This window comes from Streptomyces sp. CC0208 (genome assembly GCF_003443735.1).
In the GTDB taxonomy this organism is placed as follows: Bacteria; Actinomycetota; Actinomycetes; order Streptomycetales; family Streptomycetaceae; genus Streptomyces; species Streptomyces sviceus.
The window spans coordinates 1,453,529-1,476,668 of sequence record NZ_CP031969.1 but is presented as its reverse complement, the minus strand read 5'-3'; the positions used below and the strand labels follow the sequence as shown (position 1 = coordinate 1,476,668).

The following is a 23,140-nucleotide window of genomic DNA, read 5'->3' as shown; positions in this document are numbered from 1 at the left end:
TCGGCCTTCGCCTTCGCCGTGGCCGTCCTGGTGACGGTCGGGGCGGGCTGGGCGGCGGTCTTCTTGCCGTCGTCGCCGTTGCCCGCGGCCCGATACCCACACGAGGAGCAGGATGCCCACGGCGACGGGGATGAGCACCCGCTTGCGGGCCCAGCCGGGCCGGGGCGCGGGCGGAACGGGCGGTGGCCCGAAGCCGGGCGGCGGAGGAAAAAGGGCGCGTACCAGGTGCGGTACGCGCCCTCGACGCTCAGGTCAGGCGATCGTGCAGTTCTGGTCGCCCAGTGTGAACGCCGTCGGTCTGCCGTTCGTCCCCGACCAGCTGCCCGTGAAGCCGAAGCTCACCGACGAGCCCGCCGCCACGTTGGCGTTCCAGCCGACGTTCTTCGCCGTCGCCGTCGAGCCCGACTGGGTGGACTCGGCGTTCCAGGTCTGGGAGATCGTCTGGCCGTTGGGGAAGGTCCAGCCGAGTGCCCAGCCGGTCCAGGCACTCGAGCCCGTGTTGCTGAGCCGGACGTCCGCCTGGAAACCGCCCGACCACTGGTTGGTGATCTTGTACGTCACCGCGCAGGCGCCCGTCGGTGTGGGATCGGGCGGGTCCGTCGGGTCGGTGCCGCCGCCTCCGCCGCTGGTGTCGGACGAGTCTCCGTAGATCACGCCCCGGCCGTTGGTCGAGACGTACACCCGGCCGTACACCCGCGGATCACCGGTGATCGCCGCGCCGGTATAAGCCCACTGGTGGGCGTCGTCGTTGATACGGGTCCAGCTCGCTCCCTTGTCCGTGGAGCGGAAGACGCCACGGACGCCACCGATCTTCGCGCTGGTGTAGAGCGTCTGGTACGACGCCCCGGTCGCCGCCTTCCCGAAGCCGATCGCGTCGGCCTGGTCGACGTTCGAGAGCTTCGTCCAGCTCGTGCCGCCGTCCGTGGAGTGCCACAGGCCGTACGCCCCGTCGGTCGCCCCGCCCGCCAGCCACACGTCACCCTTCACGCCCGGCAGCGCCTTGAAGCGCACGCTGTCACCGCTCGGCAGTCCGCTCGCCGCGGACGCCGTGAACGTCGCCCCGCCGTCCTTGCTCACGTAGAACTTGCCGGACTTGAAGCCGTAGAAGGTCTTCGCGTCGACCCGGTCCGACTCCACGATCGCCCCGGCCGGGATGCCGCTCGACGCCGACCAGGACGAGCCGAAGCCCGTCGTGTACTGCACACCCGTGCCGTCCGGGCTCCACACGAACCGGCTGCCGTCCGAGGCGGCGGCCACCGTCCCGCCGGCGCTGACACCCGAAGGGTCGGTTCCCGCGAACCAGTTGGCGCCGTTGTCCGTCGAGAACGCGATGTGCGGACCCGAGTCCAGATTGCCCGTCCGCACCACCGTGTTCGGGTTCGTCTCGGCGAAGTCCAGGCTGGTGGTCGTGGTGAAGTTCGGGGACGTGAACATCATCGACGGGACCTTGGTGAGGTCCGTGTGGCGGAAGCCGCCGATGTCGCCGAGCGCGCTCAGCAGCGGGGCGCCCGAGGGCGGCGACGCCAGGTCGAGAACCGCCGTCTCCTCCAGGCCCTGGACCATCGGCTTGATGGTGAACTGGCCGCCGGAGTCCCAGTTCGTGAGGTTCTCCGTGCCGTAGAGCGTCGCCCCCGTCCCGTACATCATGCGGTTCGAGTTGAACGGGTCGATCTCCAGCGACTCGGTCATCCACCCGAGTTTCGGCGCCTGTTCGGGCGGCGACGGATTCGCGCCCCAGGTGAGCCACGGGGACGAGGAGACGTCCATGGTGTAGCGGTTCGCGCGGTTGGGGTACGACGAGTAGTCCCACGCCTTCGTCCAGGTCGCGCCGCTGTCGGTGGACCGGAAGATCTGGGTGTCCGGCCACCATGAGCTGTACGCCGTCGCCATCACCGTGCCGGGCTTCTGCCGGTCCACCGTCAGTCCGCTGAAGCCGTAGTAGGTGTCGGCCTCCGCGACCGGGCTGATGTTCGTCCAGGTGCCGGTCGCCGTCGCGTACCGCCACACCTGGCCCTTGCCGCCGTCGTACGGACCGCCCTTGTCGCTGTAGGAGAGATACAGGTAGCCGCCCGCCGCGTCCAGGACGCCCTTGTGGGCCAGGTAGCCCGTCGGCTGGCCGGCGAGCCGCGTCCAGGTCGCGCCCGCGTCCGTCGAGCGGTACACCGAGTTCTGCAGGTCGGCGACCCCGACGTAGACCGTCTTCGTGGCGTTCCCGGACGTCCCCGTCGACTCGTCGAAGGTCACCCAGACGACGCCCTGGTTGTCACTGGCGTAGCCGCTGGTGTCGCTCGGATCCTGCTGGTAGTTGCCGACGTTGGGGAAGTTCGCCACCTGCGACCAGCTCACCCCGGAGTCCGTGGACCGCCACAGCCCCTTGCCGCTCGGCGCGCCCAGATACAGCACGCTGTTCCTGTTCGGGTCGACCGCCAGCCGCTCGCCCATGCCCCGCCCCGGCATGTTGCCGCCGAGCTTGAACGGCAGGTCGGTCTTCTGCCAGCTCGCGCCCCGGTTCGAGGACCGCATGACCGCGCCGTTCTTCGGGTCCCAGCTGTTGGTGTACGTCCCCACCGCCGCGTACACCTTGTTCGGGTCCACGGAGTCTGAGGCCAGGCTGACCACCCCCGTGTGCCCCCAGTCGTCCCAGCCGACCGAGTCCAGCAGCGGCGTCCACGTCTTCGTCGACTCCTGCCAGCGATAGGCCCCGCCGATGTCCGTGCGGGCGTACGCCAGGTTCTTCTCCTTGCGGTTGAAGACGATGCCGGGCACGAAACCGCCAACGTCGATCCGGGCGTTCTTCCAGGTGTATGTGTCGGCGGCCAGTGAGACCTTCGCGGGGCTGTCGGCCGCCAGTGCGGGTGGGGTGCCGGCGAGCAGCCCGGCCGCGAGCGCGAGCACGGCCGTGAGGATGCGGGTTCTTCGCACGGGAGGGTCCTTTCCCGGGTGGGGGAGGGCAAGCGCTTTCCATGTGGCGCGAGAGCTGCCGGGCGACCCCCAGTGCGGGAGGGGGCCGCCCGGCCGGTCGGCCCCGCCGTCCGGTGGCGGGACCTCATACACGGAGCCTTCGAGCGGTTCCAAGGAAGGAACGGTGCCTGGTGCGCCCCTTCAGGGGCGCGGGGAACTGCGCGACAAGCCACAACGGACCCGCAGTCGACAACGGTCCAACCCGCGGAGCGCTCGGCGGGGGCTGGTTATTCGAGAAGCTCCGCGTACGAGCCCATGGCCAGGGCGATGTCCGCCTGGGCCCAGAACCGGTGGTACGTGAACGACGGCACCGCGCCACCCTTCAGATATGCCTGGATCTTCGACCAGGCCGGGTCGTTCTTGTAGAAGGACCGGATGGACTCGAAGGTCGACGAGGAGTTGATGGTGTCCCCGTTCGGCATCGTGCCGCTGAAGCTGCTGGGGACGTACACCGAGTCGTCGAACCGGTTGTAGTCCGTCCGGTCCTCCGGCACCGCGATGCCCAGGCTGTCCTGGTAGTTGGTCCACATGCCGTCCAGGAGCGCCTTGGCCGTCGTCTTCGCCGCCGTGTCACCGGACTTGGCGGCGTAGTAGCTCAGGGTCTTGGCGTACGCGGCGGCCACGCCGACGTCGTTGGTGTAGTCGGCGACGGTGACGTGAAGTGCGCTGTTGGCGCCGGGACTTGACGCGTTCCAGGTGTCGGGCTGGCCCGACCACTGGAGCGTGGCGGGGATCCGGTAGGTGCCGTCCGGGTTGATCGTGGTCTTGGACAGCGCCCACTTGACCCACTTGTCGAGGACCGCCTTGGCCTGCGCGTTGCCCGTCTGCTGGTAGTACTCGGCCACCCGTTCCATCGACCAGGCCTGGAAGCCGAACCACTGGTTGGAGGGCGGGTCGTGGTAGACGGGCTGCTCGTCGTAGTACATGCCGTAGAACGTCGACTTCCCGGCCGGGGGAGGCGCGTAGCGGCCCGCCCAGCTGTTGGTCGCACCACCCGCGATGGCACCCTCGTCGGACTGCAGCCAGCGGTAGAACTCCAGCTGCCGACCAAGTGAGGTGTTCCAGTCCGCCGCGCCCGTGGCCGACTTGGGCTTGAGGTCGGCGACGGAGCTCAGCGCGTACGCGGCCATGGGGTTCTGGTAGCCGCCGTGCGCGTGGCTGGAGCCGATGCGCCAGGCCCAGCCCGCCGAGGTGTCGGTGGCGCCGCCCCACGCGTAGTACCAGGACAGCAGGTACATCGAGGCGTCCTTGCCGGTGCCGGCCGCACAGGTGGACGGCCCGACGCAGTTGCCGATCTTCTTGAAGTACTTGTCGTACATGGCGTAGCGCAGGTAGTCGCCCATCTTCGCGGCCTTGCCCACGGTCGCGGAGACGTCGGAGCCCTTGCCCTGCTGCTTGGCCCAGATGTCGGCCCAGTAGGCGGCCTGCACGGCCCGCGCGTCGGCGTCCGGGGCGTCGGTGAACTTCCACTGCTTGGCGTAGGAGGAGTCACCGGTGAACAGGTCCAGGTAGCCGTTCTTGCCGCCGTACTTGAAGGCGTCACACGTCGGCTGCGGCACCGTCTCCCACACCGACTCCTGCGCGCCGCGCTGGAAGGTGTTGATGTACGACGGTCCGGTGTCCGTGGGTCCCGCCTCGCACTTGCCGGGCGAGTTGCCGTAGCCGTAGACGTTGTCGACGTCCTGCAGCCAGTGCATGCCGTAGATGTCGTCCGTGCCGTACGCGCTCTTCAGTTCACCGGCGAGCGGGTCGGAGCCCACCGAGACCGAGGAGTCCAGCTTCGCAGGGTACTCGTTCGGGGTGTCCAGCTCGGGCGCGTAGGTGGCCGGCTTGGAAGCGTTGTAGAAGGAGTTGGTCGGCTGGTCGGCGTGCGTGGGGATCATGTACTTCTCCATGATCTCCCAGGCCCCGTTGAACTTGGACCAGTCACCGGTGACCTTGCCGTACATGGCCTGCAGCCACAGGAGGTAGCTGTACGCCTCCGACGTGGTCTCGTGGCCGTAGTCCGGCGCCTCGACGATCAGCGTCTCGACCGAGTGGTAGGGGATGCCCTCGGGGGAGAAGTAGCCGTTCGCCGGGTTGGTGATCTTGCCGTACAGATCCAGGAAACGGGCGTTGTAGGTGCCCGTCGCGGCGATCTGGGTGACCGTCACCGAGGCCTTGGCGTGGCCGGTGGCCGTCGACTCGAAGGTCGCGGCCCCGGTGCCGGAGGCGTTGCCGGTGATCGTCACCGTCTGCGCGGTGTTCCAGTTCGACGGCGTGAAGGTGAGCGAGGCACCGCCGGTCACCGACAGGCCGGTGTTGCCGCTCGCGCGAGCCGTCGTCACCGTCACGTTCGCGCTCGGCTGCGTCGACAGCTTCACCGTGTACGTGCCCGTCTTGCCCTGCTGGACGGCCAGTTGGGTGGCCGAGGCGACGACCGCGGGCCCCGAGGCGACCGTGATGCCGACGGGCGTCGACTCACCGGACGCGCCCAGGCTGTCGTACGCCTTGGCGAGCAGCGAATGACTGCCCACGGTCAAGCTTGAGACCGAGAGCGAGTACGGCGAGGTCGTGTCCGTGCCGAGCAGCGTGGTGTTGTCGTAGAACTCCACCTTGCTGATGGTGGCGCTGTCCGCAGCCGCGGCTGTCGCCGCCAGGGGCACCGCGGTGCCCTGGGTGTAGACCGCGCCCGCTGCGGGGCTGGTCAGCACGGTGATCGGCGGCTGGTGGGCGCCGGTGCAACTGGTGCCGTTGATCGCGAAGTTCGTCGGGGCCGCGTTGCTGCCGCTGTAGGTGAACTGCGCCCCGGTGGTGACGGCGGCGCCTGCGGCGATGTTCGCGTTGTACGTGGCGTTCTTGACCGTGACCGCCTGGCCGGTCTGGGACCAGGTGCCGTTCCAGCCGTTGCTCAGCTTCTGGTTGCCCGCGTAGGCGTAGGTCAGGGTCCAGCCGTTGATGGCGTCCGTGCCGCGGTTGGTGATCGTCAGATCCGCGGTGAAACCGGAACCCCAGTCGTTGGTCTTGTAGTCGACACTGCACTGAACTGACGCTGCTTGTGCGGGAGTTGAAGCCGCACTCAGCATTGCGAACGGCAGTGCCATGGCCGCCACGACAGCGGTCCACAATCGCCGGACGGTCCGGCGTCTCCTGGTGGGGGGCATTGCTGGTTCCTCCTTGGTGCGGCTCGGAGAAGTCAAGGCTTGAACCAGTGGGAGCGCTCCCATAGTGGGGACGTGTGTTCAAGGGGTCAAGGTGCTTGAAGAGTCGAAAAGATTCGACGAACGGGGCTCGGGAAAAGTCAAGTGACCCCTCTGTTCTTTGCCGTCACTTGGCGCTACCTTCCTTGGCACCAGTGGGAGCGATTCCGTCAGTCGACGCGTCCGCAACGGCGCGCTGATCTGCAAGGAGTCGCTCATGCGACACCCCCCGCGTTCAGTTCTCCAAGCCGTTGCCGGCGCGGTCGCCCTCATCGGGTCCGTGACGGTTCCGGTGGTCACGGCGTCCGGCGCCGCCCCTGCCTGCTCGGTGGAGTACTCCGTCACCAGCCAGTGGGGCAGCGGCTTCCAGGGCTCCGTGAGCATCACCAACAACACGGCCGCCGTGAGCAGTTGGAGTCTCACCTTCGACTTCGCCGGCGGTCAGAAGCTCACCCAGGGCTGGAACGCGAAATGGTCCCAGTCCGGCACGACGGTCACCGCGGCCAACGAGAGCTACAACGGCTCCCTGGCCACCGGAGCGAGCGTCAGCGCCGGATTCATCGCGTCCCGGTCCGGGAGCAACGCCGTACCGACCTCGTTCAAGCTCAACGGCACCAGCTGCAACACGGCCACCGAACCCACACCGAATCCCACGGACCCTCCGTCGGATTCCGGAGACGGCACACCTCCCGCGCTCCGGGTCTCCGGCAACAAACTCGTGGACGCGGGCGGCGCCACCCGTCGGCTGCTCGGGGTGAACCGGTCCGGTGGCGAGTTCATGTGCGTCCAGGGCCGCGGCATCTTCGACGGCCCGGTCGACGACGCCTCCGTCAAGGCGATCGCCGACTGGAAGGCCAACGCGGTCCGCGTTCCCCTCAACGAGGAGTGCTGGCTGGGCCTGTCCCACATCGACCCGGCCTACGCCGGGGCGAACTACATCAACGCCGTCAAGGACCTGGTCGCCAGGGTCAAGGCCCACGGCATGACACCCGTGGTCGAACTGCACTGGACCCACGGGCAGTACACCGGCAACTCCGCCGGCTGCTCCGACGTGCACGCCACCTGTCAGAAGCCGATGCCCGACATGCAGTACACGCCCGCCTTCTGGGCCTCGGTGGCCAACACCTTCAAGAGCGACCGCACCGTGGTCTTCGACCTGTTCAACGAGCCCTACCCGGACCGCGCCACCTCCACGGCCACCCAGGCGTGGCAGTGCTGGCGGGACGGCGGCAAGTGCCCGGGCATCGGGTACGAGGTCGCCGGTATGCAGGATCTCGTCGACAGCGTCCGGGGCACCGGCGCGACCAACCTGCTCCTGGTCGGCGGGATCGCCTACTCGAACGACCTCAGCCAGTGGCTGACGTACAAGCCGGCCGACCCGGCGGGCAATCTCGCCGCCGCCTGGCACGTGTACAACTTCAACTCCTGCTCCAACGCCGGCTGCTGGAACTCCACACTCGCCCCGGTGGCCGCCCAGGTCCCCCTCGTGGCGGGGGAGATCGGCGAGAACACCTGCGCGCACGGATTCATCGACCAGGTCATGAAGTGGTTCGACGACCGTGGCCTGTCGTACCTCGGCTGGACCTGGAACACCTGGGACTGCTCCTCCGGACCGTCCCTGATCAGCGGCTACGACGGCACACCCACAGCGTTCGGCACCGGGCTGCGTGACCATCTGCGCGCCCTGAACGGATAGCGCCCGCCGGGCGGCCAGCACCGGCCGGGCGGACAGCACCCGCTGGACGGACAACACCCGCGAACGAGAAGGAAACCCGCACTCATGAGCCGTACGAGAACAGCACTCCTCGCTGCCCTGGCGCTCGTCGCCGGGGCCTCCGGGACCGCGTTAGCCGTGGCCCCCGGGGACGCCGGCATCGCCGCCGTCCCCTGCACCGTGGACTACAAGGTGCAGAACCAGTGGGACACCGGCTTCACCGCCGCCGTCACGATCACCAACAACACGACCGCGAAGTCGAGTTGGTCGCTGAAGTGGGCGTACGCCGGAAACCAGAAGGTCACCAACTTCTGGAACTCCAAGATCAGCCAGAGCGGAACGGCCGTCACCGCCGCCAACGAGTCCTACAACGGCACGCTCGCCACCGGCGGTTCGGTCAGCTTCGGCTTCCAAGGCAGCTACAGCGGCACCAACGCCGTCCCGGCCACCTTCACCCTCGACGGGGTGACCTGCAACGTCGACGGCGGCGGCCCGACCGACCCGGGCCCCACCGACCCGGGCCCGACCGACCCCGGTACCCCCGGCACCCGGGTCGACAACCCGTACGCGGGCGCCAAGGTGTACGTGAACCCCGAGTGGTCCGCCAACGCCGCCGCGGAGCCGGGCGGCAGCCGTATCTCCAACCAGCCCACCGGCGTGTGGCTGGACCGGATCGCATCGATCAACGGCACCGGCGGCAAGATGGGCCTGCGCGCCCATCTCGACGAGGCGCTGAAACAGAAGGGCTCGGGAGAGCTCGTCGTCCAGCTGGTCATCTACGACCTGCCCGGACGCGACTGCTCGGCCCTCGCCTCCAACGGCGAACTGGGCCCGACGGAGATCGACAAGTACAAGACGCAGTACATCGACCCGATCGCCGCGATCCTCGCCGACCCGAAGTACGCCTCGCTGCGGCTCGTCAACACGGTCGAGCTCGACTCGCTGCCGAACCTGGTCACCAACGTCTCGCCGCGGGCCACCGCCACCCCGAACTGCGACGCGATGAAGGCCAACGGCAACTACGTCAAGGGTGTCGGCTACGCGCTGAACAAGCTCGGTGACGCTCCCAACGTCTACAACTACGTGGACGCCGGGCACCACGGCTGGCTCGGCTGGGACGACAACTTCAAGCCGAGCATCCAGACGATCAAGCAGGCCGCGACCGCCGAAGGCGCCACCCTCAACGACGTGACCGGTTTCATCACCAACACCGCCAACTACAGCGCGCTGAAGGAGCAGTACTTCACCATCAACGACTCCGTGAACGGCAAGTCCGTGCGCGAGTCGAAGTGGGTGGACTGGAACCGTTACGTCGACGAGCTCTCCTACGCCCAGGCATTCCGGCAGGAGGCCGTGAACCAGGGCTTCCCCTCGGGCGTCGGCATGCTGATCGACACCTCCCGTAACGGCTGGGGCGGCACCGCCCGGCCGACCGGTCCGGGCGCCATGACGGACGTGGACACCTACGTCAACGGCGGTCGCATCGACCGGCGCATCAACACCGGCAACTGGTGCAACCAGTCCGGCGCCGGTCTCGGTGAGCGCCCGAAGGCCAGCCCGGCCGCCGGCATCGACGCCTACGTGTGGATCAAGCCTCCGGGCGAGTCGGACGGGGCCAGCTCGGCCGTCCCGAACGACGAGGGCAAGGGCTTCGACCGGATGTGCGACCCGACGTACACCGGCAACCCGCGGAACAACAACAACATGTCCGGTGCGCTGCCGAACGCCCCGCTGTCGGGGCACTGGTTCTCGGCGCAGTTCCAGGAGCTCATGAAGAACGCGTATCCCGCGCTCTAGCCGGGCCGGGTGCGGTGGGGCTGCGGGTGCCGGTTCGTTGTGGCTGGTCGCGCCCGCGCGGCGGAGCCGCACATCGATACCGCCCCGCGCCCCTCGGGAGTCATGCCGCTCGGGGTCTGGTCAGTGCTCTCTGGCCAGGCCCCGGCGGATCGCGAACTCCACCGCCGAGTAGTCGCCGTCCGGGCGGTCCAACTCGTACGGCTCGGCCGGGAGCAGTGGTGGCTGTGCCATGAAACGGGGGCTCCCGCCGTGGTGGGGCTGGGCCGCGTGGACCAGGAACGGGTGGCAGAGGTAGACGTCACCGGGGCTGCCGGTGGCGTGGGCGAGCGGACGGTGTGCCGAGGCCTTGTCCACCTTCGGGCCCAACTCCAGGAAGCACGCGCCCGGTTCGCCGTACGGCGCAAGGACGGGCGGTACGTCGAGATGGGAGCCGACCCTGATGCGGGTCGGGGCGTCCGCCTCCGTGACCTCACTGAACAGGAACAGCATCAGCAGGGCGCGGTCCCGGGAGCGCAGGTTGGTGTGGTACATGCCGACGGGTGCGCCCTCGGGGAGGTAACTGCCCTCGATGTGCCAGCCCGCGTCGTCGGGTTCCTCCGCGTGCGGAAACCGCAACGGGAAACTGCCCAGCGAGTAGCGGGGCTGCCAGCGGTTCTCGCCCACCAGCAGATCGAACGCCTCGTGCAGAACCGGGGAGTTGGCGGCCGCCGCGAACGGGCCCTGTGCCATCCCCGCCACCCATACCACCGGGTCCTTCCAGGAGGCCGGGTCCTCGGGGTCGTAGCCCGTCTCCCGCCACAGCAGCGACGCGCAGTGCTGGGCGACGCGGGGCGGGAAGGCGCCCTCGATCCTCACGAATCCGTCGCCGAGGAATCGCTCCACCAGTTCGTCGTCCATGGGGTCATCGTGGGGGACCGGCCGGGACGGACGCATCCCATTTTCTTTACGTCCGCTTTGCCGTGCTTGTTGCTGTCATGGCAACTCCGCTGGCCTCTTCGCGGTGCGTCGGAGCACGCTGACCGCATCGCGAGGAGAGGCTGGCACCATGGCGCACGATCACGAGACCCACGGTCACCACCACCATGACCACACCGACATCGACTGGTCCAGGATGGCCGAGCATCTGGAGACCCAGGCGGAACTGTTCACGCCCCTGTACGAGCGGGCCCTGGCCTGGCTCGGGCACAAGCAGACCGAGCCGGGGCTGATCGTCGACGCGGGCAGTGGGCCCGGGGTGCTGTCCTGTCTGCTCGCCGACGCGTTCCCGGGGGCCCGAGTGGTGGCTGTCGACGGGGCCGAGCCGCTGCTGGAGCGGGCGCAGGCCCGGGCCGAACGGCTCGGCGTCGCCGACCGTTTCGGCACCCTGGCGGGTGAACTGCCCGGGATCCTAGATGAGTTGGACTACCCGGTCGACCTGCTCTGGGCCAGCCGCAGCCTGCACCACCTCGGAGATCAGCGGGCCGGGATCGCCGCGTTCGCCTCGCGGCTGGCGCGGGGTGGCACGCTGGCGCTGATGGAGGGCGGGCTGCCGCCGCGCTTCCTGCCGCGGGACATCGGGATCGGGCGGCCGGGCCTCCAGGCGCGGCTCGACGCGCTGGAGGAGGAGTGGTTCGCGGCGATGCGCGCGGATCTGCCCGACTCCGTCCCGGAGGTCGAGGACTGGCCCGCGCTGATGGCCTCGGCCGGGCTGCGGCACACCGGTACGCGCAGTTTCATGCTGGATCTCCCGGCGCCGACGACCGATCGCGCGCGCGGCTACATCGCTGGGTCGCTCGGACGGTTGCGGGATGTCTTCGCGGAGCGGCTGGCTGCGGACGACCGGGAGACGCTTGACCGGCTGCTCGATCCCGAGGACGCGGTGAGTGTGCACCGGCGGGCGGATGTGTTCGTGCTGGCGGTGCACACGGTGCACACGGCTGTGCGGACCGGTTGAGATCCCGCCTCCGGGCACCGGCGAACCTGCGGCCCTTGACTTCGAGAATGCTCCAACTGATGTACTCCCTGGCGTCCACGAGATGACAGAAGCACACAGGGGGAAGCCATGTCCGACTCACCGGTCGCGCTCATCACCGGCGGCGGCAGCGGTATCGGCGCCGCGGTCGCGCGGCAACTGCTCGACGCGGGGCACCGGGTGGCCGTCACCGGGCGTGGTGAGCCGCGGCTGCGCGCCTTCGCCGAGGAACTGGGCAACCCGGAGGGGTTGTTGACGTTCGTCGGCAACGCCGCCGAGTACGGCGACATCAAGGCCGCCGTGGACGGCACGCTCAAGGAGTTCGGGCGACTGGACACGGTCGTCGCCAACGCGGGCTTCGCCACCCATGACACCGTGGCCGCGGGAGACCCCGCCGGCTGGACCGAGATGGTGCTGACCAACGTGCTCGGCCCCGCCCTCCTCATCCGCGCCTCCATCGACGCGCTCAAGGAGACCCGCGGCCGGATCGTCCTGGTCGGCAGCGTCGCCGGGTTCGTCCACGGGCCCGGCAACATCTACGGGGCGACGAAGTGGGCGGTGACCGGGCTCGCCGAGAACACCCGCCGTGAGGTGACCGAGTTCGGCGTCGGCGTCACCCTGATCGCCCCCGGACGGGTGGAGACGCCGTTCTGGGACAGCTACGGGAGCCTGCCGCCGGGCCACCTCCTCACCGCGGACCAGATCGCCGCGTCGGTCGTGTGGGCCGTACGGCAGCCGGAGGGCGTCGACATCAACACCGTCGTCGTACGGCCGATCGGGCAGCCCGTCTGACGGCTGACACCACCGGGCACACACGACGGCCGGCGGTGCGGCCCCTACTACAGGGACCGCACCGCCGGCCGAGGCGGTGTGCCGTCAGGCGGCGTTGAACGTCGACGGGTCGGGGCCGAGGCGCCGGTCCTCGTTGAGCGCGCTGATCGCCGCCAGGTCCTCGGTGTCCAGGCTGAAGTCGAAGACCGCGATGTTCTCCTTGATCCGGGACGGGGTCACGGACTTGGGGATCACGACATTGCCGAGCTGGAGGTGCCAGCGCAGCACGACCTGGGCCGGGGTGCGGCCGTGCTTCCGGGCGATGGCCACGACGGCCGGGACCTCCAGGAGGCCCTTGCCGGAGCCGAGCGGCGACCACGCCTCGGTGGCGATGCCCTGCTCCGCGTGGTACTCGCGGGCCGCGTGCTGCTGCAAGTGCGGGTGCAGCTCGATCTGGTCGACGGCCGGGACCACGGACGTCTCGGCGATCAGCCGCTCCAGGTGGTCGGGTTCGAAGTTGGAGACTCCGATGGCCCGGATCCGGCCGTCCGCGTGCAGCTTCTCGAACGCCTTGTACGTGTCGACGTACAAGTCGCGGGAGGGCGTGGGCCAGTGGATCAGGTACAGGTCCACGTAGTCCAGGCCGAGCTTCTCCAGCGAGGTGTCGAAAGCGCGCAGGGTCGAGTCGTAGCCCTGGTCGCTGTTCCAGAGCTTGGTGGTGACGAAGATGTCCTCGCGGGCCACTCCGGAGGCGGCGACGGCCTTTCCGGTGCCCTTCTCGTTGCCGTAGATCGCCGCTGTGTCGATGCTGCGGTACCCGGCCTCCAGCGCCGTGGCGACCGCGCGCTCAGCCTCGTCGTCCGGCACCTGCCAGACGCCGAAACCCAGCTGGGGCATCTCGACGCCGTTGTTGAGGATGATCGGGGGGACCTTGCTGCTCACGAGCTCTTGATCCTTACGGTTGTCGTCAGGTGGTACTCCCATCGTCAACGATCACAAGCCGTGATGCATTCCTGACCGGAGAATTCGTCCGAACTGACCCGCGAGTCAGTGGACGATGGCTGAAATTGGCCGGAAATGCATCCGACGTCTTCGGTACAGACCATTGACCGGCGACGGTCCTACCGCGACTCTGGATCGCGCCAACGGGCGGAATCCTGAACTCAGTTCACAGACGTGAATCCTCCCTGGCTTTCATCCGATGTTTCCCGTGTCTCCTGGCTCACGGAGAGGGAGGAACATGAGACGCCGTCGTCTTCGTACGGCCCTGACGACCCTTGCGCTGGCCGCCGCGACCCTGGTCACCGTGCCGGCCGCCGCACCCCCGCCCGCCGGCTCCCCGATCGGCCGGTCCCCGGACCGGGACTGGTCCGTGGCCATGGTCGAGTCGACCATGGCCCGCTACACACCGAGCAGCATCGGTGGCTGGTCCTACCCGGTCGGCCTGTACCTCTATGGCCAGTACCTCACGTACGAACGCACCCATGACACCCGCTACCTGACCTACATCAAGGACTACGTCGACCGCTTCGTGAAGAGCGACGGCTCGATCGGCCAGTCCTTCAACAGCCTGGACAGCATGCAGGCCGGCCGGCTCCTGGTGATCCTGCACCACGAGACGGGCCAGGAACGCTACCGCAAGGCGGCGAAGAAGATCGTCGACCGCCTGGCCTCCTACCCCCGCACGAGCGACGGCGGCTTCTGGCACGCCGACACCGCGAGCCGCGCCCACCAGCTCTGGGCGGACGGCGTCTACATGGTGAACCCGTTCCTCGTCGAGTACGGAGAGGAGTTCGGCGACAGCTCGTACGCCGACGACGAGGCCGCGAAACAGCTCGCCGTCTACGGAAGCCACCTCCAGGTCGCGAACGGACTGCTCAGGCACGCCTACGACGAGTCGAAGAGCGCCGGCTGGGCCGACCCGGGCACCGGGCTCGCCCCCGAGCACTGGTGCCGTGCGGTCGGCTGGTACTCCATGGCGATCGTCAACGTGCTGGACGGCATTCCGCAGCACCACCCACGCCGGGCCCAACTGCTCGGCATCTTGCGCAAGTTGGCGGCCGGTCTGGAGAAGTACCAGGACCCGGCGACGGGTCGCTGGTTCCAGGTGATCGACAAGGGCGCCCGCAGCGACAACTGGACCGAGACGTCCTGCTCCAGCATGTTCACCTACGCCCTCTCGCGCGGCGCCCAGCAGGGGTACCTGGACCAGCATTTCCGGGCCGTCGCACAGCGCGGCTACCAGGGCGTGCTCGCCAGGCTCTCGGTCGGCTCCGACGGGCGCACGAACCTCGCCGACATCTCCGTCGGTACCAACGTCGGCGACTACGCGTACTACATCGCTCGCGACCGGGCCACCAACGACCTCCACGGCCTGGGCGCCTTCCTGATCATGAACGAGCAACTGCGAGGTGATTAGTGTCATGAACACATCCAGAAGGTCGTTGCTGGGCGCCGCGCTCGGCGGGGCCACGGCGGCCGCGGTCGGTCTGCCGACGGCGACCGCCGCCCACGCCGCCTCCTGGCAGCAGAAGTGGGCCCCCTCCGCGAGCGCCGACGGCCTCGGCGCCTTCGAGACGATCGAGGACGACCGCGCCGACTCGCACTCCGCCGGACAGCCGCACATCTACGCCACCGGCAACAACTGGCGCTTCGACATGCACACCGTCGACCGCGACACCTCCACCGACCGCCAGCGCCAGGAGGTCACAGGGCTGCGCAACGCCAGCGGCAGCAACTACCTGAAGTGGACGAAGGGCCAGACCTGGCGGGTCACCTACTCGATGTTCATCCCGAGCTCCCTGAAGGCGACCACCACCTTCACCCACATCATGCAGATGAAGCAGCCCGGCAACGGCACCTCGCCGATCGTCGTGCAGTCCCTGCGCCGGGTGAACGGCAAGCAGACCATCGAGTTGAAGCTCGCCATCGACGACATCCTCGTCGGCCGCACCGACCTGGACCCGCTGCACGACAAGTGGACCGACGTCGACTTCCAGATCAAGGTCGGCGACGGCTCGGCGGGTTCGGTCCGCTGGATCCTCAAGTCCGGTGGCTCGACCGTCATCGACGCCTCGAAGACCGGCGTCGACACGTTCCTGGCCGACCGGGTCCGCCCGAAGTGGGGCATCTACCGCTCCCTCGGCGACACCTCCGGCTCCCTCCAGAACACCTACCTGCTGCTCAGCAACCTCCGCGGCTACCAACTGGTCTGAGGAGCCGTCACCTTGAAACCCCCCACTGCCTCACGCTCCCGCTCCCGAGCGGCGGCGATCGTCCTCTTCGTCTTCGCCCTCGTCCTTGGACTCGGCCACCCGGCGGCCCCGGTCGCCCCGCAGGCCCCGCCCCGAGCCGCCGCCGTCTTCGACGTACGCGACTACGGCGCCAAGGGAGACGGCTCCGCCAACGACACCCCCGCCGTCAACAAGGCGATCAGCGCGGCGAGTTCGGCGGCGGGCGGCGGAGTCGTCCGCTTCCCGCCCGGAGACTACAAGTCGAAGAACACCATCCACATGAAGAGCCATGTGACGCTCAGCCTCGACAAGGGCGCCACCCTCCAGGGCTCCAGCGCCGACGCCTACGACAAGGCCGAGTCCAACCCGTACGACGCCTACCAGGACTACGGGCACAGCCACTTCCGCGACGCGATGATCCACGGCGACCGGCTGACCGACATCGGCTTCGTCGGCCAGGGCGTCATCGACGGCATGGGCAACCTGATCACCGGCAACCCGAAGTCGGGCGAGGCCGACAAGATCATCTCCCTGACCCGGTGCGACGGACTCACGATCGGCGACGGCCTCACCCTCCGCCGCGGCGGCCACTTCGCGGCGCTCGTCAACGGCTGCGAGAACGTGACGTCGGACCACCTGATCATCGACACCGCGAGCGACCGCGACGGCTGGAACATCATCTCCACGACGAACGTCACGGTGACCAACGCGAACATCAGGGCCAACGACGACGCCCTGGTCTTCAAGAGCGACTACGCCCTCGGCGCCAAGCTCCCCAACGGCCACGTCCGCGTCAACGACAGCTTCCTGTCCGCTCGTTGCTGCAACGCCCTCATGTTCGGCTCGGAGACCTGCGGCGACTTCTCGGACTACCGGTTCGAGAACATCCGTATCGACGGTGCCGACAAGTCCGGCCTCGGCATGGTGTCGATGGACGGCGCGAAGATCTCCGACGTCCACTACCGCGACATCACGATGACCAACGTCCACTCGCCGATCATGCAGAAGATCGGCACCAGAAAGCGGTGCGGCAACAGTCCCGGTGTCGGATCGATCAGCGACATCACGTACGACGACATCACGGCCACGGGCAGCAGCCCGTCCTTCAGCCCGACCCTGTGGGGCGAGACCGGCCACCGCATCAAGGGCGTGACCTTCAACCACGTCGACATCACGGTCCCGGGCGGCAACGGCACCATGTCCACCGGTGTGCCGGGCAACGACCCGAACGACTACAACCCCAAGGCCATCGGCACCCGGCCGGCCTACGGCTGGTACCTCCACAACGCCGACGACATCCGCTTCACCGACAGCTCCGTGAAGTTCGCAGCGGACGACGGCCGACCGGCATTCCTCGCCAACGCGGCGGACGGCATCCGGCTCACCCGGTTCACGGCGCAGAAGGGCGGCGGCTCCCCGTTCGACGTGGGCTTCCAGGGCGTGACGGGCGGCTGCCTGACGGACAGCCACAACGCGTCCGGCGGTGCCCTGCGGGTCTCGGGAGGCCAGGACTGCGGTACGGCGGTCACGCCGCTGGATCTGGAGAACCCCCGCCAGGACTTCCTCCGTGCCTCCGTGGGCGGACTGTTCCTGCACTGGGGCCTGCGCACCGCGCCCGCCCACACCAGCTGCACCGACTGGGAGAACGACGTCACCAACGGCGGCTGGAACGCCGACTACTGGGTGAAGGAGGCCCAGAAGCTGCACACCCAGTACCTCGTCCTCGCCTCCTTCCACAGCCGCCTCGGCTACGCCCGCACCTGGCCGTCGAAGATCCCCGGCTCCTGCTCCACCAAGCGGGACTTCCTGGGTGAACTGGTCACCGCCGCCAAGGCCAAGGGGCTGAAGGTCATCCTCTACATGACCAACGACCCCCAGTGGCACGACGAGGGCGGCCACGAGTGGCTCGACTCGGCCGCCTACTCCGCCTACAAGGGCAAGAACGTCGACCTGACCACCAACGACGGCTTCGGACAGTTCAGTTACGACAACTTCTTCGAGGTCATGAACCGCTATCCCGACCTGGGCGGCTTCTGGATCGACAACGACAACGCCTACTGGGAGAGCCACGACCTCTACCGGCAGATCTACGAGAAGCGTCCGAACTACACGCTCAGCAACAACAACGAAGACACGCCGATCATGGACATGATCAGCAATGAGCAGAAGACGGGGATGTCGCCCGGGTACGACTACCCGCAGGCGGTCTACACGGCCCAACCCCGCCTCACCGAGGCCGACTTCAAGCTGCCCTCCACCGGCGCCTGGTGGTACGGCGGCACCGACCCGGCGGTCGACAAGATGCTCACCCTCGGCCGCCTCGTCACCAACGCCGGCTCGTCCGTGAAGGCGCTGATGGCAGAGACCGCTCAGGTCAACGGCAAGTTCCCGGCCAACCAGGCCGACTTCAACAACTTCGCGAACTCCTACCTCGACCCCATCTGGGAGTCCCTGCACGGCACGGAGGGCGGCGGCTACCTCTACGGCGGGCTCAAGCCGGGATTCTGGAACGACGGCGCCCACGGCGTGACCACGATCAGCAGAACCGACCCCGACCGCCAGTACATCCACGTCCTGACTCCGCCCAGCACCAGTACCCTGCGCGTCCGCGACAACGGCTACCGCATCGCGTCGGTCACCAACCTCCGTACGGGCGCGGCGGTTTCGTGGTCACAGTCGGGCGGCGTACTCACCCTCACCGGCCTCGGTGCCTGGGACCCGTACGACACGGTGTTCAAGGTCACCACGGCCGGCCGCCAGGGCATCCTCACCGGCGTCAAGGTGAGCGCGAGCGCCTCGGCGAGCGGTCACGCCGGATCGGCCGCTGGTGACGGTGACTACCGCACCTACTGGGACAACGACAAGACCCTCCCGGTGAACCTCACCTTCGACCTCGGCAGCTCGAAGAAGGTCCAGTACCTCGGGCTCAACCAGCGCGAGGACTCCGTCGCCTACGCCCGCTCGGACACCGAGCAGTCGGCGCGGATCAAGGACTACAAGGTCTATCTGAGCGCCGACGGCACCACCTGGGGCAGCCCGGTGAAGACCGGCCAACTGCCGAGCCGCCGCGGCATCCAGGGCATCGACCTGACCGCGGCCAACGCCCGCTATGTCCGTCTGGAGGTCACCTCCACCTGGGCCGCCTCCACCGACACCACCCGCTACAAGCGACTGCGCATCGACGAGGCGTGGATCGGCACGTCGTACGCCACACCCGCGAACGGGGGACAGTCATGATCCGGATCAGATCGCTCACGGCCGCGGTGGCGGGCCTGCTCCTCGCCGCCGCCGTGCCGCTCGTGGGCACCGCCCATCCGGCGGCCGCCTCCGACAACGGCCAGTCCGTCCGGCCCGCCATGGGATGGTCCAGCTGGAGCTACGTGCGCCGAACTCCGACCGAGGCGAAGATCAAGGCCCAGGCCGACGCGCTGGTCGCCGGCGGCCTCAAGGACCACCGCTTCGTCTACGTCAACCTCGACGACTTCTGGCAGAAGTGCGACTCCAACGGTTTCGTCGTCGACTCCTACGGCCGCTGGACCGTCGACTCCGCCAAGTTCCCGTCCGGCATCAAGGCGCTGGCCGACTACATCCACTCCAAGGGCCTGAAGTTCGGCTTCTACGTGACGCCCGGCATCGCCAAGAACGCCGTCACCAAGAACACCCCGATCGAGGGGACCGCGTACCACGCGAAGGACATCGCGGACACGTCGAAGACGGAGAAGAACTACAACTGCAAGAACATGTACTACATCGACTACCAGAAGCCGGGCGCGCAGGAGTTCGTCAACTCCTGGGCCAAGCAGTTCGCGTCCTGGGGAGTCGACTACCTCAAGATCGACGGAGTGGGCAGCCAGGACGTCCCCGACGTCCAGGCCTGGGACAAGGCGCTGCGCGCCACCGGACGGCCGATCAACTTCGCGCTGTCCAACAACCTTGCGATCGCGGACGCCTCCACCTGGAAGAAGCTGGCGAACAGCTGGCGCACCCAGGGCGACGTGGAGTGCTACTGCGGTCCCGGTGCCAACGGCAGCGGCTATCCGCTCACCGACTGGTCGCACGTCACCAAACGCTTCGACTCGGCGGCCTCCTGGCAGCCGTACGCGGGCCCCGGCGGCTGGAACGACCTGGACTCCCTGGAGATCGGCAACGGCGACCGGGTGGGCCTCACCGCCGACCAGCGCCGGTCCCACTTCACGCTCTGGGCGATGGCCGCCTCGCCGCTGCTGCTCGGGACCGACCTGACCGAGCTCGACCCGGTCGACAAGGCGATGCTGACCAACGACCGCCTCATCGGGGTCGACCAGGACGGCGTCGCCGCCAAGCGGATCGTGAGCAGCGGGGTCAAGCAGGTCTGGAGCAAGAAGGAGAGCGACGGCCAGTACGTGGTGGCCCTCTTCAACACCGGTACGTCCGGCAACGCGACGGTCGCCGTGGACTGGTCGCAGGTCGGCTTCACCGGCTCCGGAGACGTCACCGACCTGTGGTCCGGCTCCCACAAGGGTGCGATCGCGGACTCCTACAGCGCGACCCTGCGCCCCGGCGAGACCCGGCTGATCCGCGTGAAGCCCGTCAACTCCCTGAAGAGCGCGGCGGCTTCACCGGGCATGGCCGTCGCCCCCTACGAGTACCTCGGCTGGGGCAACCCGCAGAACCCCACGTCGGTGATGTCGGCGACCGGCGTCAAGTGGTTCACCCTCGCGTTCATCCTCTCCGACGGCGGCTGCAACCCGAAGTGGGACGGCTCGCGCCCGCTGACCGGCGGCACCGACCAGTCCAGGATCGACGCGATCAGATCCGCCGGCGGTGACGTCATGGTCTCCGTCGGCGGCTGGAGCGGGAACAAGCTCGGCGAGAAGTGCTCCAGCGCCTCGGCGCTCGCCGGCGCCTACCAGAAGGTGATCAGCGCCTACAAGCTGAAGGCCCTCGACATCGACATCGAGAACACCGAGTGGTCCAACGCGACCGTACGGCAGCGGGTCGTCGACGCGCTGAAGACGGTCAAGGCGAACAACCCGGGCCTGAAGACGGTCATCACCTTCGGCACCACGGCCAGCGGCCCCGACTCCACCGGCGTCGACATGATCAAGCGGGCGGCGAACTCGGGCCTGGCGAACGACGTGTGGTGCGTCATGCCGTTCGACTTCGGCGGCGGCACCACGAACATGGGCACCCTGACCACGCAGGCCATGGAAGGACTCAAGGCGCGGGTCAAGTCGGCGTACGGCTACAGCGACGCCACCGCCTACGCCCACATCGGCCTGTCCTCGATGAACGGCAAGACCGACGACTCCGGTGAACGCGTCCGCGTCGCCGACTTCAGGACCATGCTCGCCTACGCCCAGCAGCACCACATCGGGCGCCTCACCTACTGGTCCGTCAACCGCGACCGCGCCTGCGGCTCGGGCACCGACGGCGACTCCTGCAGCGGTGTGACGCAGCAGCCGTACGACTACCTCAAGGTCTTCACCCAGTACACGGGCTGATGGGAACTACCGTGAAAATCAACAGACTTCTGCCCTACGGCCTCGCCGCCGCCCTCGCTCTGCCGCTCGCCGGCCTGAGCCAGGGCACCGCGCTCGCGGCCACCGACTACCAGGCGGAGGACGCGACCGTCGTCCAGGGCACGGTGGCCACCAACCACACCGGTTACACGGGCACCGGCTTCGTCGACTACACCAACGTCAAGGGCTCCTACGTGGAGTTCACCGTCAGCGCCGCCTCCGCGGGCACCACGGCCGTCACCTTCCGCTACGCCAACGGGACCGCGACCGACCGGCCCATGGACATCTCCGTGAACGGCACGGTCGTCTCGCCGGCCGTCTCCTTCCCGGCCACCGCCGACTGGAACACCTGGGCCACCAAGACCGTCGACGTCCCGCTCACCGCGGGCTCCGGCAAGATCCGCGCGACCGCCACCACCGCGGGCGGCGGTCCCAACCTCGACCGCATCGGCGTCGCCGCCGTCACCGACTCCCAGGCCCCGAGCCGTCCCGGGCAGCCCGCTTGCTCCGACATCGGTGAGGACGGGCTCACGCTGGCCTGGGGCGCCTCCACCGACAACGTGGGCGTGACGGCGTACGACCTCTACGAGCACGGCAACAAGATCGGTGAGGCGCCGGGCAGTGCGACCAGCAAGGTGCTCACCGGTCTCACCCCCGGCACCACCTACAACCTCACGGTCATCGCCCGTGACGCGGCCGGCAACACGTCCCCGGCGAGCCCCGTCGTCGACTGCACCACCAAACCCAGCTCCGACACCACCCCGCCGACCAGACCCGGCACCCTGTCCGCGACGGACGTCACGGCGAACAGCGCCGCGCTGAGCTGGGGCGCCTCCACCGACGACCGGGCGGTCATCGGCTACGACGTGCGCAGTGACACCACCGTCTACAAGTCCGTCACCACCGGCACTTCGACCACCCTGACCGGGCTGGCCTGCAACAGCCCGTACAGCCTGAACGTCGTCGCCCGTGACGCGGCCGGCAACGTCAGCCAGCCGAGCAACACGGTCACCTTCACCACCAAGGCCTGCGCCACCGACGGCGGCGTCCCGTCCTCGGTCTCCACCCTCTCCTCGGGCTGGACGATCCCCTGGGGCATCTTCTGGATGCCCGACGGCAAGAGTGCGCTGGTCACCGAGCGGGACGACTTCCGGGTCTGGAAGGTCACCAAGGACGGCACGAAGACGCAGGTCGGCACCGTGCCGAACGCCGTCACCACCAACGGCGAGGGCGGACTGCTCGGCGTCGCCGTCGACCCGAAGTGGGAGACGAACCATTACGTCTACTTCATGCACACGGCGTCCGAAGGCAACCGGGTGGTCCGCATGACGTACGACGGGACGGCTCTGAGCGACTACAAGGTCCTCCTCCAGGGCATCAAGAAGAACCGCTACCACAACGGCGGACGCCTGGCCTTCGGCCCCGACGGCTACCTCTACGTCTCCACCGGCGAGGCCCAGACACCGGACCTGGCACAGGACAAGAACTCCCTCAACGGCAAGATCCTGCGCATGACGACGGACGGGAAACCGGCCCCGGACAACCCGTTCGGCAACTACGTCTACAGCCTCGGCCATCGGAACCCGCAGGGCCTCGCCTTCGACCGCAACGGCCGCCTGTGGGAAGCGGAGTTCGGCAACAGCTCCAAGGACGAACTGAACCTGATCAAGCCCGGCGCCAACTACGGCTGGCCGACCTGCGAGGGCACCTGCTCCACCGCGGGGATGACCAACCCGAAGGCCACCTGGAACGTCTCGGATGCCTCGCCGAGCGGCATCGCGATCGTGCGCAACGTCGTCTACATGGCCTCCCTGCGCGGCGAGCGGTTGTGGCGGATCCCGATCAACGGTGACAACGAGAGCGTCGGCACGCCGACCGCGTACTACGTGGGCACCTACGGGCGGCTGCGCACGGTCACCAAGGTGCCGGGCGCCGACCAGCTGTGGCTGTCGACCACCAACTGCGACAACAACGGAGGAGCGGCGGACGGATCGGACAAGATCTTCCGCGTGACGATCAGCTGACAGGCCGTC

13 protein-coding genes are annotated in these 23,140 nt (G+C 68.4%); 9 read left to right on the top strand and 4 right to left on the bottom strand.

The window, feature by feature from the left end:
- Positions 1 to 252: 252 nt before the first annotated feature.
- Together D1369_RS06770 and D1369_RS06765 are read right to left on the bottom strand one after the other, a co-directional pair.
- Entirely contained in the window at positions 253 to 2,922 is a 2,670-nt protein-coding gene (locus tag D1369_RS06770) for a cellulose binding domain-containing protein (RefSeq protein ID WP_007385901.1), read from the bottom strand.
- Positions 2,923 to 3,188: 266 nt separating this feature from the next.
- A complete protein-coding gene (locus D1369_RS06765) occupies positions 3,189 to 6,104 on the bottom strand; it encodes a glycoside hydrolase family 48 protein (RefSeq protein ID WP_007385902.1) in 2,916 nt (971 codons plus the stop codon).
- 253 nt (positions 6,105 to 6,357) lie between these two features.
- Here D1369_RS06765 and D1369_RS06760 point away from each other — a divergent pair, with 253 nt between their 5' ends.
- Together D1369_RS06760 and D1369_RS06755 are read left to right on the top strand one after the other, a co-directional pair.
- Positions 6,358 to 7,836: a cellulose binding domain-containing protein gene (locus tag D1369_RS06760; protein WP_007385903.1), complete on the top strand. Its 1,479-nt coding sequence runs from the start codon at positions 6,358 to 6,360 to the stop codon at positions 7,834 to 7,836.
- A gap of 84 nt (positions 7,837 to 7,920) precedes the next feature.
- The gene (locus tag D1369_RS06755; protein WP_007385904.1) at positions 7,921 to 9,651 is read left to right on the top strand and encodes a glycoside hydrolase family 6 protein; all 1,731 of its coding nucleotides are present in this window, start codon (positions 7,921 to 7,923) and stop codon (positions 9,649 to 9,651) included.
- A gap of 120 nt (positions 9,652 to 9,771) precedes the next feature.
- Here D1369_RS06755 and D1369_RS06750 read toward each other — a convergent pair whose 3' ends face one another.
- Positions 9,772 to 10,548 (bottom strand): phytanoyl-CoA dioxygenase family protein, encoded by a 777-nt coding sequence (locus tag D1369_RS06750; protein WP_237557694.1) that lies wholly within the window; start codon positions 10,546 to 10,548, stop codon positions 9,772 to 9,774.
- 148 nt (positions 10,549 to 10,696) lie between these two features.
- On the opposite strand from D1369_RS06750, the gene D1369_RS06745 reads away from it, so the two are divergent.
- Positions 10,697 to 11,584: a class I SAM-dependent methyltransferase gene (locus tag D1369_RS06745; RefSeq protein ID WP_037901981.1), complete on the top strand. Its 888-nt coding sequence runs from the start codon at positions 10,697 to 10,699 to the stop codon at positions 11,582 to 11,584.
- Between the two features lie 108 nt (positions 11,585 to 11,692).
- A complete protein-coding gene (locus D1369_RS06740; protein WP_007385907.1) occupies positions 11,693 to 12,394 on the top strand; it encodes an SDR family oxidoreductase in 702 nt (233 codons plus the stop codon).
- Between the two features lie 84 nt (positions 12,395 to 12,478).
- On the opposite strand, the gene D1369_RS06735 is transcribed toward D1369_RS06740, so the two are convergent.
- Positions 12,479 to 13,315: an aldo/keto reductase gene (locus D1369_RS06735; protein ID WP_007385908.1), complete on the bottom strand. Its 837-nt coding sequence runs from the start codon at positions 13,313 to 13,315 to the stop codon at positions 12,479 to 12,481.
- Positions 13,316 to 13,613: 298 nt separating this feature from the next.
- On the opposite strand from D1369_RS06735, the gene D1369_RS06730 reads away from it, so the two are divergent.
- From D1369_RS06730 to D1369_RS06710, 5 genes are read left to right on the top strand one after another with little or no spacing between them, the layout of a single operon-like run.
- Positions 13,614 to 14,792: a glycoside hydrolase family 88 protein gene (locus D1369_RS06730; RefSeq protein WP_037901984.1), complete on the top strand. Its 1,179-nt coding sequence runs from the start codon at positions 13,614 to 13,616 to the stop codon at positions 14,790 to 14,792.
- A gap of 4 nt (positions 14,793 to 14,796) precedes the next feature.
- Entirely contained in the window at positions 14,797 to 15,588 is a 792-nt protein-coding gene (locus D1369_RS06725; protein ID WP_007385910.1) for a hypothetical protein, read from the top strand.
- A gap of 12 nt (positions 15,589 to 15,600) precedes the next feature.
- Complete coding sequence (locus tag D1369_RS43410; RefSeq protein WP_237557695.1) at positions 15,601 to 18,843, top strand: glycosyl hydrolase family 28 protein; 3,243 nt, start codon at positions 15,601 to 15,603, stop codon at positions 18,841 to 18,843.
- Positions 18,840 to 21,089, top strand: coding sequence for an alpha-galactosidase (locus D1369_RS06715; RefSeq protein WP_037901987.1), 2,250 nt, complete (start codon positions 18,840 to 18,842; stop codon positions 21,087 to 21,089). The genes D1369_RS43410 and D1369_RS06715 overlap by 4 nt, the downstream gene beginning before the upstream one ends.
- 11 nt (positions 21,090 to 21,100) lie before the next feature.
- Positions 21,101 to 23,131 (top strand): PQQ-dependent sugar dehydrogenase, encoded by a 2,031-nt coding sequence (locus tag D1369_RS06710; RefSeq protein ID WP_007385913.1) that lies wholly within the window; start codon positions 21,101 to 21,103, stop codon positions 23,129 to 23,131.
- Positions 23,132 to 23,140: the final 9 nt, after the last annotated feature.

Bases quoted from the DNA above. Each gene is read 5' to 3' on its own strand.
- D1369_RS06755 (WP_007385904.1), top strand. From the start codon at position 7,921: ATGAGCCGTACGAGAACAGCACTCCTCGCTGCCCTGGCGCTCGTCGCC.
- D1369_RS06730 (WP_037901984.1), top strand. From the start codon at position 13,614: ATGAGACGCCGTCGTCTTCGTACGGCCCTGACGACCCTTGCGCTGGCC.
- D1369_RS06745 (WP_037901981.1), top strand. From the start codon at position 10,697: ATGGCGCACGATCACGAGACCCACGGTCACCACCACCATGACCACACC.
- D1369_RS06725 (WP_007385910.1), top strand. From the start codon at position 14,797: ATGAACACATCCAGAAGGTCGTTGCTGGGCGCCGCGCTCGGCGGGGCC.
- D1369_RS06750 (WP_237557694.1), bottom strand. From the start codon at position 10,548: ATGGACGACGAACTGGTGGAGCGATTCCTCGGCGACGGATTCGTGAGG.
- D1369_RS06740 (WP_007385907.1), top strand. From the start codon at position 11,693: ATGTCCGACTCACCGGTCGCGCTCATCACCGGCGGCGGCAGCGGTATC.
- D1369_RS06715 (WP_037901987.1), top strand. From the start codon at position 18,840: ATGATCCGGATCAGATCGCTCACGGCCGCGGTGGCGGGCCTGCTCCTC.
- D1369_RS06760 (WP_007385903.1), top strand. From the start codon at position 6,358: ATGCGACACCCCCCGCGTTCAGTTCTCCAAGCCGTTGCCGGCGCGGTC.
- D1369_RS06765 (WP_007385902.1), bottom strand. From the start codon at position 6,104: ATGCCCCCCACCAGGAGACGCCGGACCGTCCGGCGATTGTGGACCGCT.